The 16,688-nt window shown below is 64.7% G+C and carries 13 protein-coding genes; 4 read left to right on the top strand and 9 right to left on the bottom strand.

The window, feature by feature from the left end; translation table 11 throughout:
• Nucleotides 1-4: 4 nt before the first annotated feature.
• The 5 genes from U5709_RS05590 to U5709_RS05610 all read right to left on the bottom strand — a co-directional run bounded on the left by U5709_RS05590 (nucleotide 5) and on the right by U5709_RS05610 (nucleotide 4,618).
• On the bottom strand, nucleotides 5-1,462 hold the full coding sequence (locus tag U5709_RS05590) for a citrate synthase (RefSeq protein ID WP_321971059.1): 1,458 nt from the start codon (nucleotides 1,460-1,462) through the stop codon (nucleotides 5-7).
• 83 nt (nucleotides 1,463-1,545) lie between these two features.
• Nucleotides 1,546-1,839 carry an ACT domain-containing protein gene (locus U5709_RS05595; RefSeq protein ID WP_321971058.1) on the bottom strand — a complete coding sequence of 98 codons (294 nt, stop codon included), beginning with the start codon at nucleotides 1,837-1,839 and terminating at the stop codon, nucleotides 1,546-1,548.
• A gap of 210 nt (nucleotides 1,840-2,049) precedes the next feature.
• Nucleotides 2,050-2,550 carry a CarD family transcriptional regulator gene (locus U5709_RS05600; RefSeq protein ID WP_321971057.1) on the bottom strand — a complete coding sequence of 167 codons (501 nt, stop codon included), beginning with the start codon at nucleotides 2,548-2,550 and terminating at the stop codon, nucleotides 2,050-2,052.
• A 210-nt stretch (nucleotides 2,551-2,760) separates the two neighbouring features.
• On the bottom strand, nucleotides 2,761-3,441 hold the full coding sequence (locus U5709_RS05605; protein WP_321971056.1) for a peptidylprolyl isomerase: 681 nt from the start codon (nucleotides 3,439-3,441) through the stop codon (nucleotides 2,761-2,763).
• Nucleotides 3,442-3,457: 16 nt separating this feature from the next.
• Nucleotides 3,458-4,618 (bottom strand): pyridoxal phosphate-dependent aminotransferase, encoded by a 1,161-nt coding sequence (locus U5709_RS05610; RefSeq protein WP_321971055.1) that lies wholly within the window; start codon nucleotides 4,616-4,618, stop codon nucleotides 3,458-3,460.
• A gap of 443 nt (nucleotides 4,619-5,061) precedes the next feature.
• On the opposite strand from U5709_RS05610, the gene nrdD reads away from it, so the two are divergent.
• Entirely contained in the window at nucleotides 5,062-7,284 is a 2,223-nt protein-coding gene (gene nrdD, locus U5709_RS05615; protein ID WP_321971054.1) for an anaerobic ribonucleoside-triphosphate reductase, read from the top strand.
• A 572-nt stretch (nucleotides 7,285-7,856) separates the two neighbouring features.
• On the opposite strand, the gene U5709_RS05620 is transcribed toward nrdD, so the two are convergent.
• The 3 genes from U5709_RS05620 to U5709_RS05630 form a co-directional block, all read right to left on the bottom strand.
• Nucleotides 7,857-9,443: a glycoside hydrolase family 36 protein gene (locus U5709_RS05620; protein ID WP_321972972.1), complete on the bottom strand. Its 1,587-nt coding sequence runs from the start codon at nucleotides 9,441-9,443 to the stop codon at nucleotides 7,857-7,859.
• A gap of 3 nt (nucleotides 9,444-9,446) precedes the next feature.
• Entirely contained in the window at nucleotides 9,447-10,844 is a 1,398-nt protein-coding gene (locus U5709_RS05625; RefSeq protein WP_321972973.1) for an MFS transporter, read from the bottom strand.
• 67 nt (nucleotides 10,845-10,911) lie between these two features.
• Nucleotides 10,912-11,610, bottom strand: a complete 699-nt coding sequence (locus U5709_RS05630; RefSeq protein ID WP_321971051.1) for a helix-turn-helix domain-containing protein — start codon at nucleotides 11,608-11,610, stop codon at nucleotides 10,912-10,914.
• 87 nt (nucleotides 11,611-11,697) lie between these two features.
• Between U5709_RS05630 and U5709_RS05635 the strand changes: the two genes are divergently transcribed.
• On the top strand, nucleotides 11,698-13,236 hold the full coding sequence (locus tag U5709_RS05635) for a DUF6937 domain-containing protein (protein WP_321971050.1): 1,539 nt from the start codon (nucleotides 11,698-11,700) through the stop codon (nucleotides 13,234-13,236).
• Between the two features lie 305 nt (nucleotides 13,237-13,541).
• Here the strand turns inward: U5709_RS05635 and U5709_RS05640 are convergent, their stop codons facing one another.
• Nucleotides 13,542-13,763, bottom strand: a complete 222-nt coding sequence (locus U5709_RS05640) for a hypothetical protein (RefSeq protein ID WP_321971049.1) — start codon at nucleotides 13,761-13,763, stop codon at nucleotides 13,542-13,544.
• A gap of 143 nt (nucleotides 13,764-13,906) precedes the next feature.
• Here U5709_RS05640 and U5709_RS05645 point away from each other — a divergent pair, with 143 nt between their 5' ends.
• Nucleotides 13,907-15,577, top strand: coding sequence for a putative manganese-dependent inorganic diphosphatase (locus U5709_RS05645; RefSeq protein WP_321971048.1), 1,671 nt, complete (start codon nucleotides 13,907-13,909; stop codon nucleotides 15,575-15,577).
• Between the two features lie 197 nt (nucleotides 15,578-15,774).
• Nucleotides 15,775-16,575 (top strand): tRNA (guanine(46)-N(7))-methyltransferase TrmB, encoded by an 801-nt coding sequence (gene trmB / locus U5709_RS05650; protein WP_321972974.1) that lies wholly within the window; start codon nucleotides 15,775-15,777, stop codon nucleotides 16,573-16,575.
• Nucleotides 16,576-16,688: the final 113 nt, after the last annotated feature.

The following is a 16,688-nucleotide window of genomic DNA, read 5'->3' on the forward strand; positions in this document are numbered from 1 at the left end:
GAGGTTAGCGGCGGTCCTTCATCGGGACGTAGGTCACGTCGTTCAGGACCGAGTTGTACGCGGGACGGATGATGCGCCCTGCGCCGTAGAGCTCCTCCATGCGGTGCGCGCACCAGCCGGCAAGACGCGCCATGGCAAAGAGGGCCGTGTACATATCGGCAGGAATACCCAGCATGGAGTACACGAAGCCGGTGTACAGGTCGATGTTCGCGCACAGGGGCTTCTTTGTGCCCTTGACGTCGCGCATGACCTCGGGCCCGAGCTTCTCGATGTTCTCGAGCAGCTGCAACTTGTCGGTGCGGCCCTTGGCCTCGGCGAGCTTGCGCGCGTACTTCTTGATAATGACGGCACGCGGGTCGGAGAGCGTGTAGACCGCATGGCCCAGGCCGTAAATGAGGCCGCTGCCGTCGAAAGCCTGCCCGTTGACGATGTGCGTGAGGTAGTCGGCCACCTGGTCCTCGCTCGACCAATCGGAGATCCCCTCGGCCGCGTCCTCGACCATGGCCGTGACCTTGGCGTTCGCGCCGCCGTGCTTGGGCCCCTTCAGCGAGCCGATGGCCGCCGCGTAGGCGGAGTAGGCATCGGTGCCCGACGAGGACAGCACGCGCGTCGTAAAGGTGGAGTTGTTGCCGCCGCCGTGCTCCGCGTGCAGCATGAGCATGACGTCGAGCAGCATGGCCTCATCGTGCGTGAAGCCCTGGTCGCCGCGCAGCACGTCGAGCAGCGTCTCGGCCATCGAGAAACCCTCGCGCGCGGGCGGGACGCGCAGCTTCGTGCCCGTGGCGGAGGCGACGGCCGCCTCGTGGGCCACCGCGGCCGTGCGCGGCCAGCGGCCGAGCAGCGAGAGCGCGACGTCGATCTCGTGGGTGGCCGACGTGTCGTCCGGCGTCGGGTCGAAGGAGTAGAGCAGCAGGGTCGCGCGCTGCAGGACGTTCATGATGTTCTGGCTGTACGTGGTGCGCGGGAAGATATGCAGGAAGCCCTCGGGGAGCTGACGGCGCGAGTCGATGCGCGCACGGAAGTCGTCGAGCTGCGGCTGCGTGGGCAGCGAGCCCGTCATGAGCAGGTAGGCGCACTCCTCGTAGCCGAAGCGGTCCTCGGCCTGCGCGTTGTCGATAAGCTCCGCGATGTGGTAGCCGCGATAGATCAGGTCGCCCTCGTCGGGCACCACGCCCTCGGGTGTCTTGTTGTAGCCGTGCACGTTCGAGATGGTGGTCAAGCCCACCAGCACGCCTGAACCGTCCGCGTTGCGCAAGCCGCGCTTAACGTCGAGCTTGGTATAGAGCTCAGGGGGAACAACGTCGATGTCCTCGTAGCCCATGTACAGGCGATCGGACACGGACGGGCGGCCGAGCGCGACGGAGGGCATGGGGTAGGCGTCGGCTACGTGGGTCATGGCCGAGGTCTCGAGGGCCGAGAGGATGGGGCGGGTCCCACCCTTCTTATTGGGGACAAGTGCCATAGGCGCTGAACCTCCTTGCGAAAATGACGTAGCGCAAAGCGGCGGCAACTGGGCCGCCGCGTCACCGCTATGCCGGGGCTGACCTAGAGGCGGTACATGAAGCGGAAGACCTCCTCGCGCTGCAGGTTGATCTGCACGCCGAGGGACTCGGCAAGCTCGTCGAGCTTGGCCTTGAGCTCCGCGAACTCGGCGCCCTCGCCGAGCTCGACGAGCATCGTCATGGTAAAGATGCCCTGGAGAATGGTCTGGGAGATGTCGAGGATGTTGGCCTCGCGCTCGGCAAGGGCACCGGTAACGGAGGCGACGATGCCCGGGCGGTCGCTGCCCAGGACGGTGATGATGGCGCGGTTGCTGGAGGCGGCATCGGAAGTCGGCATGTGTTCTCCTCGATAGAAGGCGTTAGTTGGGCTTTGATTCTATAGGAGAGATGCCCGACAGGTGTCTTAACTGCGCAAATGGAGCCAAAACGTAACGCGCGGACACGTAAACGTCATGTATACGGCAGTAGTGGGTCGACGCTCGCTCACCGCCGACCACCTGCGCGTTTTTTTGCTCAGAAGCAATGCGGCCGCCGACGCGGCCGAGGTTTAGTTCTCGGAGAGGTCCGCGCCCTCGGCAGCGGCAAAAAGCGCCTCGACGTCCTCGGCGGAGCAGCCGAGCGCGCAGCAGAGCTCCTGCGTCGAGCGATCGCGAGCCTGCTTGAGGATGCGCTCGTAGGCCACGGGCGCCTTCTTGTTGCGGCCCTGGATCTGCGCGATGCGCCACTTAAAGGTCTTGACCACACGGACGGCGTCGTAGCAGGTGCCGTTGCGGATCTCTTGCTTGAAGTGCTGCTCCTCGAGCGAGTTGTTGCGCTCGGTAAAGTCGTCGAGCTCGATCTGCGGGTAACCCTCGATGATCTGGCGCGCCTCGTCGGCCGAGAGCACCGGGCGCAGGCGGGACTCGCTGGCCACGGGATAACTGATGTGGATGGCGTGGCGCTGCCCCATCGGGAGCAGCTTGTAGGTAGCGTCAGGACCGGCGCTCACATCCTCCACCCTGCAGACACCTTGCCCCGGATGAACGACATACTCGCCGATTTCATACATGCGCGCTCCTTTCGCCGATTCGTATTATAGCACATAAACAGGCATGTGGCACCGTTCGGCGATTAGGTATTGCACATAAGTGTCCGTATTAGTAGGTTTACCAGTTTTTCAAAGTGTCAAACTAATACGTTAAAGCGGGGCGCCCGCCGAAAAGCCGTCGAGGCCTTCGGCGGGCGCCTTCTTGAGAGCAACCGCGCGCGTCGGGGCGCGCTAGTCGACGACTCTGATCTTGGTGATCTTGGGCTGGTCGGCGGCGGCCACGGTGCCGTTGGAATCCTGCACCGGGGTGTTCTCGGCTATGGCGTCGACGACCTCCATGCCCGAGGTCACGTTGCCGAAGGCCGCGTACTGGCCGTCGAGCGACGTCGTGGTCTTGTGCATGATGAAGAACTGCGAGCTCGCGGAGTCGTAGGCGTTCGAGCGGGCCATGCTGATGGTGCCGCGCACGTGACTGATGGGGTTCGTCACGCCGTTTTGCGAGAACTCGCCCTTGATGGTCTGGTCGGAGCCGCCCGTGCCGTCGCCCTTGGGGTCGCCGCCCTGGATCATGAAGTCCTTAATGATGCGGTGGAAGGTGAGGCCGTCGTAGAAGCTCTCGCCCGCGAGCTTGCAGAAGTTGGCCACGGTGATAGGCGCCACGTTGGCGTTGAGCGCGACCTCGATGGCGCCATAGTTCTCGACCTCGATGGTCGCGTGGTGGGTGCCGGTGGCGTAGGGGTCGTCGGAGGAGACCTCGCTCACGGCGCCGGTGGACGCCGAGGAGCCGGAAGCCGCCGAATCGCTCGCCGCGGAGTCGCCGGAAGCTGACGAGCCGCAGCCGCCGAGCACGAGAGCGGCCGCGCCCGCGGCGCCGGCAAGAAACTCGCGACGAGTCATGTCTTTGCAGGTCATGGGCATATCCTCTCCCTTACATTCCGGCCGCGGCGATGGCGGCCACGGCCTCGCGGATCTTCTCGGGGCACAGCACGAGCGCCATGCGGCAGAAGCCCTCGCCCGAAGGGCCGAAGCTCGCGCCCGGCGTGACGATGACGCCCGCCTTCTCCATGAGCTCGAGGGCGAAGTCCATCGAGTCCATGCGGCCGTGCGGCAGGCGCGCCCACACGAACATGGAGCCGTGGGCGTTCGGGCGCTCCCAGCCGAGCTCCTCGAGGCCGTCGCAGAGGGCGTCGCGGCGTTCCTGGTACTGCATGCGCTGGCGCTCGACCTCCTCGCGCGGGCCGGTGAGCGCGGCGATGGCCACGTCCTGCTCGGGGTAGAACATGCCGAAGTCGACCTGGCCGCGGAGCTTCTTTGCGGCGGCCACGATGTCCGCGCGGCCGACGAGGAAGCTGAGGCGCATGCCCGTCACGTTGAAGCTCTTGGAGAGCGACAGGAACTCGACGCCCACCTCGGCGGCGCCAGGGTAGCCGAGGAAGCTGCCGCCGGCGGGGCCGTCGAAGACGATATCGGAATAGGCGTTGTCGTGGATGACCACGAGGTCGTGGGCGCGCGCGAACTCAATGATCCGCGCGTAGACCTCGGGTGTGCCCACGGAGCCCACGGGGTTCGCCGGCAGCGAGACGATCATGGCCTTCGCGGCGTCGGCCACCTCAGGGTCGATGCCCTCGACGTACGGGAGGAAGTCGTGCTCGGCCGTGAGCGGATAATAGGCGCACTTAGCACCCGCGAGCAGCGTCGCGTTCTGGAAGACGGGGTAGCAGGGGTCGGGAACGAGCACCGTCTCGCCGGGGTCGACGAGCGCCTCGAGGGCCCACAGCATCCCCTCCTGGGTGCCGCGGCAGCTCATGATCTGGTCGCGCCCGATGCCCGCCACGCCGTAGCGGTCCCGGTAATAAGCGCCCACGGCGTCGAGCAGCTCGTCTTTGTCGTGCAGCGAGTACTTCCAGTTGTCGGTGTTCGCGGCCGAGACGGCCAGTGCCTCCATGAGGTGCGGCATCGGCTTGAAATCGGGCGTGCCGACCGAGAGGTCGTAGACGGTGCGGCCGGCGGCCTCCAGGGCGCGGCGCTTCTCGTTCAACGCGGCGAACACCTCGGCACCAAAGAGGTCGAGACGCTTCGAAAGTTCCATGCCGCTCCAATCATCGTGGGTTCGTGCCATCAGCCCTCTAACTGTACACCCGCGGCGCGACGCCCCCGCGCCTGCCGTTTGGGGACAGTCCCCTTTCCGCAGCGGTTTGGGGACAGTCCCCTTTCCGCAGCGGTTTGGGGACAGACTTGGGGGCGCAAGGCCGCTCGTCGGCGGCACCTCAACACTCGGTTCACCTGCTCTCCATCGCTTGTTCGAATCCGCCAAAAAAGTTAGGACCGTTTTTGACCCATCGCGCCATATCTGCCTGCACGAACTCGCCGCGCCTCCAGCGTCTTACCAATGTCAAGCCCCCATTTTCACAATATCTTGGGCCATCTAAACACCCTAAACACAATAGGTTGTGCCATAGTTGTTCTCGAGAAAAACGAGCGTATAACGCGGCGCGCCAGCAGACGCGCCAATTTTTTCGAAAAGAGGCACCCGTGAAGATCATCAAGCGCAACGGATCAGAGGTAGTTTTCGATGTACAGAAGATCGAGAACGCCATCGCAGCCGCCAACCTCGAGGTCTCCGAGGAGGACCGCCTGAGCGAGCGCAGCATCAAGTTCGCGGCGCTTAACGTGGCCGACGAGTGCATGAACTCCGGCCACACCGTCACGGTCGAGGAGGTCCAGGACCTCGTCGAGGACCAGCTCATGGCCCTCGACCACTTCGAGGTGGCACGCCACTACATCATTTATCGCTACGTGCAGGCCCAGAAGCGCCAGAAGAACACCACCGACGACAAGATCTTGTCGCTCATCGAGTGCAACAACGAGGAAGTCAAGCAGGAGAACTCCAACAAGAACCCCACCGTCGTCTCCGTGCAGCGCGACTACATGGCCGGCGAGGTCTCCAAGGACCTGGCCATGCGCGAGCTTCTTCCTGCCGACGTGGTGCAGGCGCACCAGGAGGGCGTCATCCACTTCCACGACGCCGACTACTTCGCGCAGCACATGCACAACTGCGACCTCATCAACCTCGACGACATGTTGCAGAACGGCACCGTGATCTCGGGCACCCTCATCGAACGCCCGCACTCCTTCTCCACCGCCTGCAACATCGCCACGCAGATCATCGCCCAGGTCGCCTCTTGCCAGTACGGCGGCCAGTCCATCTCGCTGACGCACCTCGCGCCCTTCGTGGACGTCTCCCGCAAGAAAATCCGCCGCCAGGTCTTTGCCGAGATGGAGGCCATCGACGCGCACCCCGGTGAGGAGGCCATCGACACCATCGTGGAGAAGCGCCTGCGCGAGGAGGTCGCCCGCGGCGTCCAGACCATCCAGTACCAAGTCGTCACCCTCATGACCACCAACGGCCAGGCACCGTTCATCACCGTGTTCATGTACCTCAACGAGGCGCGCAACGCCCAGGAGAAGGCCGACCTCGCCCTCTGCATCGAGGAGATGCTGCGCCAGCGCCACCAAGGCGTCAAGAACGAGGCCGGCGTGTGGATCACGCCCGCCTTCCCCAAGCTCATCTACGTGCTCGAGGAGGACAACGTCGACGAGTCCGGCGAGTACTTCTACCTCACCAAGCTCGCCGCAAAGTGCACGGCCAAGCGCATGGTCCCCGACTACATCTCCGAGAAGAAGATGCGCGAGTACAAGCTCTCGCTCGGCGAGACGACCGGCAACGGCGACGTCTACACCTGCATGGGCTGCCGCAGCTTCCTTACCCCGGACCGCTCGGGCAACGGCTACGGCAACGTGGCACGCGCCAAGAACTACGAGCCGGGCCGCCCCAAGTATTACGGCCGCTTCAACCAGGGCGTCGTCACCATCAACCTGCCCGACGTGGCGCTCTCGGCCGGCCGCGACATGAACAAGTTCTGGGAGATCTTCGAGGAGCGCCTCGAGCTCTGCCACAAGGCCCTGCGCGCCCGCCACGATCGCCTACTCGGCACGCTCTCCGACGCCGCGCCGATCCTGTGGCAATACGGCGCGCTGGCCCGCCTGCCCAAGGACACCCCGATCGATCCTTTGCTCTACGGCGGCTACTCCACGATCAGCCTCGGCTACGCGGGTCTCTACGAGTGCGTCAAGGCCATGACCGGCCACAGCCACACCGACCGCGAGGCCACGCCGTTCGCCCTTGCCGTCATGCAGAAGATGAACGACAAGTGCGCCGAATGGAAGGACGCCGAGAACATCGACTACTCGCTGTACGGCACGCCGCTGGAGTCCACCACCTACAAGTTCGCCAAGTGCCTGCAGAAGCGCTTCGGCGTGGTGCCGGGCATCACCGACAAGGGCTACATCACCAACAGCTACCACGTGCACGTTACCGAGAAGATCGACGCCTTCACCAAGCTTAAGTTCGAGAGCGAGTTCCAGCGCCTCTCGCCGGGCGGCGCCATCTCTTACATCGAGGTGCCCAACATGCAGGACAACCTCGAGGCTGTGATCTCGGTGCTGCGCTACATCTACGAGAACATCATGTACGCCGAGCTCAACACAAAGAGCGATTATTGCCAGGTCTGCGGCTTCGACGGCGAGATCCAAATCGTCGAGGACGACGGCAAGCTCGTTTGGGAGTGCCCGCACTGCGGCAACCGCGACCAGTCCAAGCTCAACGTCGCGCGGCGCACCTGCGGATACATCGGCACGCAGTTCTGGAACCAGGGCCGCACCGAGGAGATTCGCGACCGCGTACTTCACCTGTAACACCCGAGGGGCCGGCAGCCGCAAAGCTGCGGCCCTTCTTTATTTGAGCGGGTAAAGTGGCAACCTTGATGAAAGTAAGGTACAGAGGCGAGACATCCTTCTTGGAGCTTACGCACAACAAGATCTAGGACGTATTGTCCATCGAGAAGGATTGGTACCGAATCATAGACGACAGCGAGGAAGACCACCTGTATCCACCGGAAGATTTCGAGATTGTTGAGCCGAACAACGGATCGGCTCCAATCCATAAATGAACGCCCGGAGCGCAGAATGGCTCCCTTTCTCCGCTCGAACTTTGGAGATGCTCACCACGGGCGAGATGTTCGCCTCCGCACGACCAGGCGTGTTGGTTCGACGAGGAGCGCGAGCAGACGAACAAGCCCCGCATGCTGGAGCTGCTGGCAAGGCTCAACGACCATCTCGCTGAGATAAATGACGGGTCTTTCGTGGTCGACGACCGGGAAACACCCCGAGTTGAGGCGCTTTAGGCGCTCAGCTGCCCCATGGCCAGCGCAAAGCGGCTACGAACGGAGTGGACAAAGGGGCTATCCCTTTGTCCACTTTTAGGGGATTTACGAGCGGAGGAATTCCTTTACCAAAGCGTGGTACTGGGCGAGCTGGGCGGCGTCCCAGGCGCCCATGTCGTCCGAGGTGAGGAGCACATGCCCGCTCTTGACGTCGGTGCCGAGCATTTGGGCGCGCTGCGCGTCGGTAAGCTCGACGTCGTCCCGCAGGAAAAAGACGTCCGGGTCGCAGCCGAAGGCGCGGCCGTCCAAGTGTGCGCGGCCGCGGGCGTCGGCTAGGCTCATCTTGGTGCTCACGCGCTCGCGGTGAAGCAGGCGCATGTGCGGCTTGTCGTCCCAGTCGAGGCCCACGTCGCAACCCACGCGGCAGTACTCGCACTTGCCGAAGGCGCTCGTCAGCGGTACGCCGCAGAGCAAAAGGCGCGTGCCCGGCGCCACGGACTCGCGGATGAGCGCGATGGCGTCGGCCATGAGCTCGCCGCGGTTCCGGCCTGCCCGCGCCACCATGCAGGCGGCAAAGAGGAAATCGAGTTTAAGCAGGTCAAAGCCCCACTCGGAAGTAGCCGTGCGCAGGCACTCCGCCACGTATTCGCGCACCTCGGGCTTAAGCAGATCGAGCACGAGCGCCCCCGACCAGTTGAAGGTCGCGCCCTCGGCGCCGGGCGCGCCGAGGATCCAATCGGGGTGCTCCTCTGCGAGCGCCGACTCCTTCTCGCAGATAAAGGGCGCCATCCAAAGCCCCGCGAGCATCCCCTTCTCGTGCGCCGCGTCGGCAAGAGGCGCCATGCCCTGCGGGAACGTCTTGGTGTCGGGGCGCATCCAGTCCCCCACCTTCGCGTAGCCGTCGTCCACCTGGAAGAGCACGTCGGCGCCCTCGTGGGGAACCTGCCCGACCACGGCCGCGAGCGCATCGAGGTCGCCCTGCAGCAATCCCCAGTCGATGTTGTTGTAGTGCCTATACCAGCTCGTATAGCCGATGACCTTGTTCGCGGGCAGGGCCTGGGTGCCCGCCGCGGCAAGCCATGCGCCAACCATGTCCTCGAGCGCGCCCGCGTCGACCCAAAGCCCCATGAGCTCGCGGGTGTTGCCCGCCTCAAGCGGGCACGCCGGCGGCTCTTTCTCGAATGTGACACGTCCGCGCGCGGCGTCCTCGCGAATGGTCGTGAAGCCGTCGTCCTCGTTGAGCGACCCGAATAGCAGCACTTGGCTGCCATAGCGCAGGTAGCCGTAGCCGAAGCCGTGCTGATGGCCCGGCAGCGGGTCCTCGCGGGTAAAGCGGTAATCGCCGCTCCAATCGAGCTGGTACTTCTTTACGAGGGGGCGCGGCACGCGCGCGAGGCCCGGCATGGCCGCCCACGGCGAGCGCTCGAAGCTGTCGGTCCAGGACTCGTAGCCGTTGAGGTAGATGGCGTCGGCGCCCCGCACGTCGCAGGCCATCGCGGCGCGGATGCCCTGCACCGTGACGCTTCGCTCCGGCGTGACCTCGACGAGCCACGACGAACCGCGGCGGCGCGTCACCAAGTTGAGCTCGCGCACGTTCTGGGCCGGCCAGGCGTCGCCGGAGGCGTCCACGTCCACGCGGCGCTTCTCGCCGTCGGCCTCGAACTGGATACTGAGGGAGATCTTCGGGTACATCGCTTACTCGCCTTCCTTCTTGCCGGACTCGCCGGGCGCGGGCGCGGCGGCGATGGTGCCCAGCACGCGGTCCTCGCGGTAGCGGGCAAAGACAACGGCCGCCACCAGGCAAAACGCCGTGGCCACAAGGGCGGTGGCGCGGTAGCCCGTCTGGCCCATAGTCGAGATGGAGGTAAACAGGATCATGGCGAGAGTCTGGCCGAGCGTCATGGAGAAGGTACGGGCCGCGTAGAACATGCCCTCGCGGTGCTCTCCGGCCTCGATGGCGTCGGCCTCGGCGATGTCGGCGAGAACCGCCTGCGGAAGGATGCCCAGGACGGCCATCGGGATGGCCGCGAGCACGGCGACAAGGACGCCCCAGACCATGGCGGGAATGCCGAACTGGCCGCAGGCGGACGTCACCGCGAAGGCCACGCAGAAGAAGAAGAACGCGAAGACCACGAGCTTCTTCTTGCCGAGGCGCTTGGCCATGACGTTGACCGGCGCGTAGAACACGAGCGACACCACGGTCATCAGGGCAAAGAAGATGAAGGTCATGGAGTCGTCAAAGCCCATAAGCTCGGTGATGTAGTACGGAAGGCCCGTCTGGAACATGGTGATGGAGACCCAGTACAGGACGTCGGAGAGCTCGAAGACCTGGAAATCGCGGTTCTTGAAGGTGCGCACCACGGACTCGCCCATGGGCGTGGAGGAGGGCACGGCCTCGCCGCAGGCGGTCTTCTCGTCAATGCCGAAGGCGGGCACGAGCATGCAGATTATGGCGACGAGCGCCAAGATTCCGACCGTTGCGCGGAAGGACCAGACGGCGCCGAGCGCGGGCTCGAGCAGGCCGTCGATGGCGGTGACGAGGTAGGCCATCGCCGTGCCGATGAAGTACGTGACGGAGATGTAGGTTGAAAGGTTGATGCGGTCCTCTTGGCTGCGGCCGAGCTCCGGGATCAGGGCGTTGAACGGCGTGCAGTAGAGCGACAGCGTGATGTAGAAGAGCATCAGGCTCACGAAGAGCGCGATGTTGTTCACCGGCGACTCGCCGTCAACGGGCGAGATGAACACGACAAGCGTCATCAGGCCAAACGGCACGGCCGCGAAGCGCATGAACGGGATGCGGCGGCCAAGGGGGCTCTTGCAGGAGTCGGACTTCGACGCGATGAAGGGGTCGATGAAGCCGTCGAGCAGGCGTCCGCACGCGGTGATCACGCCGATGACCGTGAGCCCCGCGAACACAACGCCCTGGGTAATAAAGATTTTCATGCCCTGCGAGAGCATGGACTCGCTCGGCATGTAGTAGTAGACCAGCCAGTTGCTGATGATGCCGGAAAGGATGGCCCAGCCCAGCTGGCCCACGGCGAAGAGGCGCAGGTTCCGCTCGATGCCAGAGCGGACGGCCTTGGTCTTACCCATCGAAACCCTCCTTCTTGTGCGTCCCGCGCGCGGCGGGCGCTTCTTACGAAATCAAACGAACCGCAGCTCAGACGTGGTTCGACAACGTGCACTTGGCCATGTTGATCAGAACATCGAGCTCCGCGGCGGCGCCTGCTGCCGCAAAGTCGTCCGAGGGGATAACGGCGCCGCGCGCGAGCTTCTGCGCCACGCTCGTGAGCGCGTGCGCGAGCGCGTGGTAGAAGACCGGGAAGTCGACCTCGCGCGTGATGGAGCCGTCCATGCGCCCCAGCAGGTAAGCGTCGTCGAAGATCAGGTAGAACGAGTCGACCTCGGCGCCGTAGACTGCGAGGCGGGCCGCGCCGGCGCCCTCCGCCAGCAGCAGGTGGTCGAGCTCGTCCAGAAAGCGCATGAACTCGGCGTGGGCCAGGTAGGCGTCCCGGTAGCTCGCGAGCAACGCCTCCAGGCGGTCGAGGCCGCCCAGGGCAAGGAACCCGTCGGACTCCACCAAAGTGTGGATCTGCTCGTTGAAGCGGCGCCACAGGAGCGTGGCCGAAAGGACGGCCAGGTCGGTCTTTGTGGAGAAGCGCCGGTAGAGCGTGGCCACGCCCACCCCCGCGGCCTCGGCAACGTCGGTCATCTTGACCTCCGCGATGGGACGCGCGAGAAACACGTCGGCCGCGCAGGCGACGACGGCCTCGTCGCGGGGGGCGAGCGCGTCGAGGTCGATGGCCTTCTCGGCTGCCGCCGCGCCGTCCCGCTTTGTGCCCTTGGCCGAAGTTGCCACTTGAACGTCTCCTTGTTGGGTGATAGTCTGTCTATCAGATTGATAGTCAGCCTATCACCCAACAGAGGTCACGTCAAGGAGGAAACCATGGCAGACGGCCACGATCGAGCGGCAAGCGTCTTTGGCAACGAGCAGGACCCGAAGGTCTACGAGAAGGCATGCCGCGGCAAGGAGGGCTTCCTCAAGAAGTTCGGCGACGACACCAACGCCGTCTACCACCTGAGGGCCACCGACACGCCCGCCATCGGAGGGCCCCTCGGCGTGAGGAGCCTCGCCATGGCGGCCGGCGGCGAGGCGGCGCCCGCGCTCGACCTTCTTGCCGACGCCGCGGCGCACCCCGCCGACGTGACCACCCCGCGCGCCGTCGAGGGCGCGGCCGGCAAGCCCCTCATCGTGGGCAACATCCGCATGGGCTTTGGCCACTACCGCATCAGTATGGCCATGGCCAGCGCCGCGCGCGCCATGGGCTACACCCCCTACTGGCTGGACCTCGCGAGCTTCTCGGAGTCCACCGGCTCCAAGGTCATCGCGTACCAGAACAAGCTCTATTCCATGGGTTCGCGCATGTCGCAGGCCGTGCCGCCCTTTAACGCCGTGGTGTGGGAGCCGCTGAACTCCGAGGGCTTCCGCAAGCTCTCCTACAACGCGGGCGACCAGAAGAACGCCGAGCTCCTGGTGCCGCTCTTCCGCGACATCCCGCAGGACACCCCCTACATCGGCACGCACGCGTGGCCGAGCCAGGCCGCGGTCCACGCCGGCATGACGCACGTGGTCAACGCCATCCCCGACAACTGGCCCATGGCGCTTCACCTGGCCGAGGGCTCCATCCACGCCGTGCAGACCCCCGGAGCCTATTTGGGCTACAAGGAGCTGCGCGGCATGTGGCCGGGCCACGCGCTGAAGCCCATGCCCGACGACGCGATCGCCTACACGGGTCACTACATCGACCACGAGCTCGTGGCCAACATCGAGGCCGACTGCGCCGCGCGCCGCGCGCGCGCGACGGGCGGCGGCCCCGTGCGCTACCTGCTGTCCGTTGGCGGCGCGGGCGCCCAGTCGGAGCTCTTCTGCGCCATCTGCCAGAAGCTCCTCCCCTACGTACGCCGCGGCGAGGCCGTGCTCTTTGTAAACGTGGGCGACCACCGCAAGGTTTGGAAGGAGCTCACGCGCAAGGTGAACGGCCTGTCCATAGCGGCGCAGCTCCACTTTGACGACTTTGCGGAGGCCAGCGCGTTTGCTCAGAAGGCGCTCACCAAGGACGTCGAGGGCGTCCACGCCTTCTGCCACGACGACATCTTCGCCGCCGTGTACAGCTCAAACCTGCTGATGCGCGCCTCCGACGTGCTCGTGACCAAGCCTTCCGAGTTCAGTTTCTATCCCGTGCCCAAGCTCATGATCCACCGCGTGGGCGGCCACGAGGCCTGGGGCGCCATCCGCGCGGCCGAGGTCGGCGACGGCACCTACGAGATCGACGACACCGCCGAGGTCCTGGCCATGCTCGACTCCTTCCAGGCCGACCGCGGGCTTATCGCGACCATGTGCGACCGCATCGAGGATGCCAACCGCATCGGCATCTACGACGGCGCCTACAAGTGCGTCGAGCTGGCCGTCAACAGCCGCGTTTAGGGCGCAAAAGCCCCGACTGCCTGCGGTTTGGGGACAGACACCTTTTTGCACGCGAACCTCGGCATCGGCGAAATGGCCCAAAGATTCGGCATCGAGCTTGCGGTCGCGATGCGTGTGCAAAAAGGTGTCTGTCCCCAAATCGCAGGCGGAACCCGTGTGCAAAAAGGTGTCTGTCCCCAAATCGCAGGCGCGATGCGTGTGCAAAAAGGTGTCTGTCCCCAAATCGCAGGCGGGCGAGGCTCGCGGGCCAAAGCGCGCTAAGTATGCAATCAAACTCGGGGTTTCCAAGTAGCAAGAAGAACCGCCTATTCGAAGGCGGTCTCAACCTTGTACTCGGAGCTGACGGCCGTGATTGGCGGCTGAAACATCTCCCAGGTCTTGAGCTCGGCGGCAAGCGCCAGGTCGCCGAAAGCGAGAAGCCCCTTCTGCGTGTCCTCGAACTGCATGGAGCCGTAGTCAGGGTTGACGTACTGCTGCGTGGCGTGCGGAATGGTAACGGTCGCGGCGATCTCCAGCGGTTGCTCCATGACGATGAGCTCCTGGTGCTGGCTCGCCCCGCCCTGGCCGCACGGCAGCTCTTAACCGCCGGTTGACGTGTGTTTCTTATTGAGCAGGCAAAACGTGGCAAAATACAGGGGTTACGCAACCACACGCGCACAGGGAGGAACGCATGCCTGAGGCAATCCGCAAGGTCAACGTCATTGGCCACCTCAACCCCGACACCGACAGCATCTGCTCGGCGATCGCCTACGCCTACCTCAAGAACAAGGTAGAGCACACCACCATCTACGAGGCCCGCCGCGCCGGCTCCGTCAACCGCGAGACGGCCTTCGCCCTCAAGCACTTCGGCTTCTCCGAGCCCTCGCTGATCACCACCGTGACCCCGCAGATCAAGGACACCGAGGTCCAGAAGCAGGACGGCATCGACGCCGAGACCAGCCTCTTCGAGGCCTGGAACGTCATGCGCGAGACCAAGACTGACACGCTGCCCATCACCGACGGCGACGACAACCTGCTCGGCCTCATCGCCACCAAGGACATCGCCAACGCCAACCTCGACATCTTCGACATCGAGGTTCTCGGCAACTCCAAGACCAAGCTCTCCAACATCGTGAGCACTCTCAACGGCGAGATGGTCCTCGGCGACCCCGAGGCCCGCATCGAGTCCGGCAGCCTGCGCGTGGGCACCACCCCCGAGATGATGGAGGACACCATCAAGGCCGGCGACCTTGTACTCGTCACCAACCGCTACGAAACCCAGCAGTTCGCCGTGGGCGCCAAGGCCAGCTGCATCGTCGTCTGCTGCGGCGCCTCCGTGTCCAACCAGGTCAAGGAGTCGGCTGAGGCCAACGGCTGCGCCATCATCGCAACCCCGTACGACACCTACGCCGCCGCGCGCCTGATCTGCATGTCCACCCCCGTGCGCGCCAAGATGATCTCCGAGAAGTCGACCATCAAGTTCAGCATCAACACCGCCGTCGACGACGCCAAGAAGACCATCGCCAGCTCGCGCCACCGCTTCTTCCCCGTCATCGACGAGGACAGCAAGTTCGTGGGCCTCGTCAGCACCCCGAGCCTGCTCACCGCAAAGAAGAAGCACGTCATCCTCGTTGACCACAACGAGAAGAGCCAGGCGGTCGAGGGCCTCGAGCAGGCCGAGATCATGGAGATCATCGACCACCACCGCATCGGCTCCATCGAGACCGAGGCGCCTGCCCTCTTCCGCAACATGCCCGTGGGCTGCACGAGCACCATCATCTACCAGATGTTCAAGGAGAACGGCCTCGAGATTCCCAAGGACATCGCCGGCCTCATGCTGTCGGCCATCATGTCCGACACGCTGGCCTTCCGCTCCCCCACCTGCACCTCGATGGACGTCAACGCCGGCGAGGCCCTCGCCAAGATCTGCGGCGAGGACATCCCCACCTACTCCGACGCCATGTTCGAGGCCGGCGCCGACCTCACCGGCCGCACCGCCGACGAGGTCTTCCACCAGGACTTCAAGGTGTTCTCGCGCGGCAACGTCAAGTTCGGCGTGGGCCAGGGCAGCTTCATGACCGAGAACTCCCGCAAGGCTGCCGAGAAGCTCGTCGGGCCCTACCTCGCCGAGGCCGCGGCCGAGGAGGAACTCCCCATGGTCTTCTACATGTTCACCGACGTAAAGACCTCCACGACCGAGCTGCTCTACTTCGGCGAGGGAGCCGAGGACGTCATCAAGCGCGCCTGGGGCGCCGAGGTCAAGGACGGCATGGCCGTGCTGCCGGGCGTCGTCTCGCGCAAGAAGCAGATGGTGCCGCCGCTGATGGCCACGTTCCAGAAGATCCAGGAGGAGCAGGACTAAATACACCTGCTCGGGTTTGGGCGCGCGCCTTAGCTTCATGCTCAAACAGTCCTGCTCGCACCGAGGCCACATTAAGTGGCCTCGGGCTCGTGCGGAACTGCGCGTGAAGCTAAGGCGCGCGCCTTTCTCGCAGGCGCAATTAAAGAAACAGGGGGAAAGAGTTGCACGGCTTACATGCTCGGCTACCTAAGAATTTTGTGTTGGAGGAGCGGATCGAGAGGTACCGCGACTACATCGAGGCGGACCCGTACTCGTGGCCGGGGCGGTGGGCCGAGGCATGCGCGCCGGCGGGCGGCGAGGCGTTCCACGAGGTGCGGCTCGACCTCGGGTGCGGCAAGGGCTCCTTTACCGTAGAGGCCGCGCGCCGCGAGCCCGACGTGCTGTTCATTGGCATGGATTCCGAGCCAATCTGCATCGCGTACGCGGCGCAGCGCGGCTTTGAGTCGGGACTTCCCAACGTGATCTTCGTGCCCGGCACCGGCATGCGCATCCGCGAGATGTTTAACCCTGATGAGCTGGGCGTTATTTACCTCAACTTCCCCACGCCGTTCCCCCGCAAGAAGGATTCGAAGGGCCGGCTCGTCAACCTTGAGCGCCTCATGGACTACCGACGCGTACTTTGCGACGGCGGCGAGGTGTGGCTTCGGACGGACTCGCAGCCGCTCTTCGACTTCGCGCTGACGCAGGTACCGCTCGCGGGCTACGAGCTCACGTGGCAGAGCCGCGATGCGCGAGGCGAGCGGCCACGCGACCCGATGAGCGAGTACGAGGAGCGGCTCGGCGCGCAAGGTGCGCTGGTCAACGCCTATATCGCGGTGCCGGGGCCGCCGCCGTCGAACCCCGTGCAAACCGCAGAGATGAGCCTCTCGGCCTACATCCCCGACGATTTGTCGAGCTTCGACACCTATGCGCCGCACGGCATGCAGGGCACCATCCAGAACCTACGCAACCGCGCGGCCAAGGACGACGGCGATTGGAGCCGCGGCATCACGCTGTAGTGCGGTCACGGACGCTCGAGGCACAGCCGAGCCCTAAAAACGCGTCATCCAGCAACGCAGGGGCATCCGCAGCCCCAAAAACGCGCCATCCAGCAATACTCGGTTGCTGGATG

Origin of the sequence: Paratractidigestivibacter sp. (assembly GCF_963660155.1) — a bacterium.
Classification (GTDB): Bacteria; Actinomycetota; Coriobacteriia; order Coriobacteriales; family Atopobiaceae; genus Paratractidigestivibacter.

Bases quoted from the DNA above. Each gene is read 5' to 3' on its own strand.
- U5709_RS05590 (WP_321971059.1), bottom strand. From the start codon at position 1,462: ATGGCACTTGTCCCCAATAAGAAGGGTGGGACCCGCCCCATCCTCTCG.
- U5709_RS05595 (WP_321971058.1), bottom strand. From the start codon at position 1,839: ATGCCGACTTCCGATGCCGCCTCCAGCAACCGCGCCATCATCACCGTC.
- U5709_RS05600 (WP_321971057.1), bottom strand. From the start codon at position 2,550: ATGTATGAAATCGGCGAGTATGTCGTTCATCCGGGGCAAGGTGTCTGC.
- U5709_RS05605 (WP_321971056.1), bottom strand. From the start codon at position 3,441: ATGACCTGCAAAGACATGACTCGTCGCGAGTTTCTTGCCGGCGCCGCG.
- U5709_RS05610 (WP_321971055.1), bottom strand. From the start codon at position 4,618: ATGGAACTTTCGAAGCGTCTCGACCTCTTTGGTGCCGAGGTGTTCGCC.
- U5709_RS05620 (WP_321972972.1), bottom strand. From the start codon at position 9,443: ATGTACCCGAAGATCTCCCTCAGTATCCAGTTCGAGGCCGACGGCGAG.
- U5709_RS05625 (WP_321972973.1), bottom strand. From the start codon at position 10,844: ATGGGTAAGACCAAGGCCGTCCGCTCTGGCATCGAGCGGAACCTGCGC.
- U5709_RS05635 (WP_321971050.1), top strand. From the start codon at position 11,698: ATGGCAGACGGCCACGATCGAGCGGCAAGCGTCTTTGGCAACGAGCAG.
- U5709_RS05640 (WP_321971049.1), bottom strand. From the start codon at position 13,763: ATGGAGCAACCGCTGGAGATCGCCGCGACCGTTACCATTCCGCACGCC.
- U5709_RS05645 (WP_321971048.1), top strand. From the start codon at position 13,907: ATGCCTGAGGCAATCCGCAAGGTCAACGTCATTGGCCACCTCAACCCC.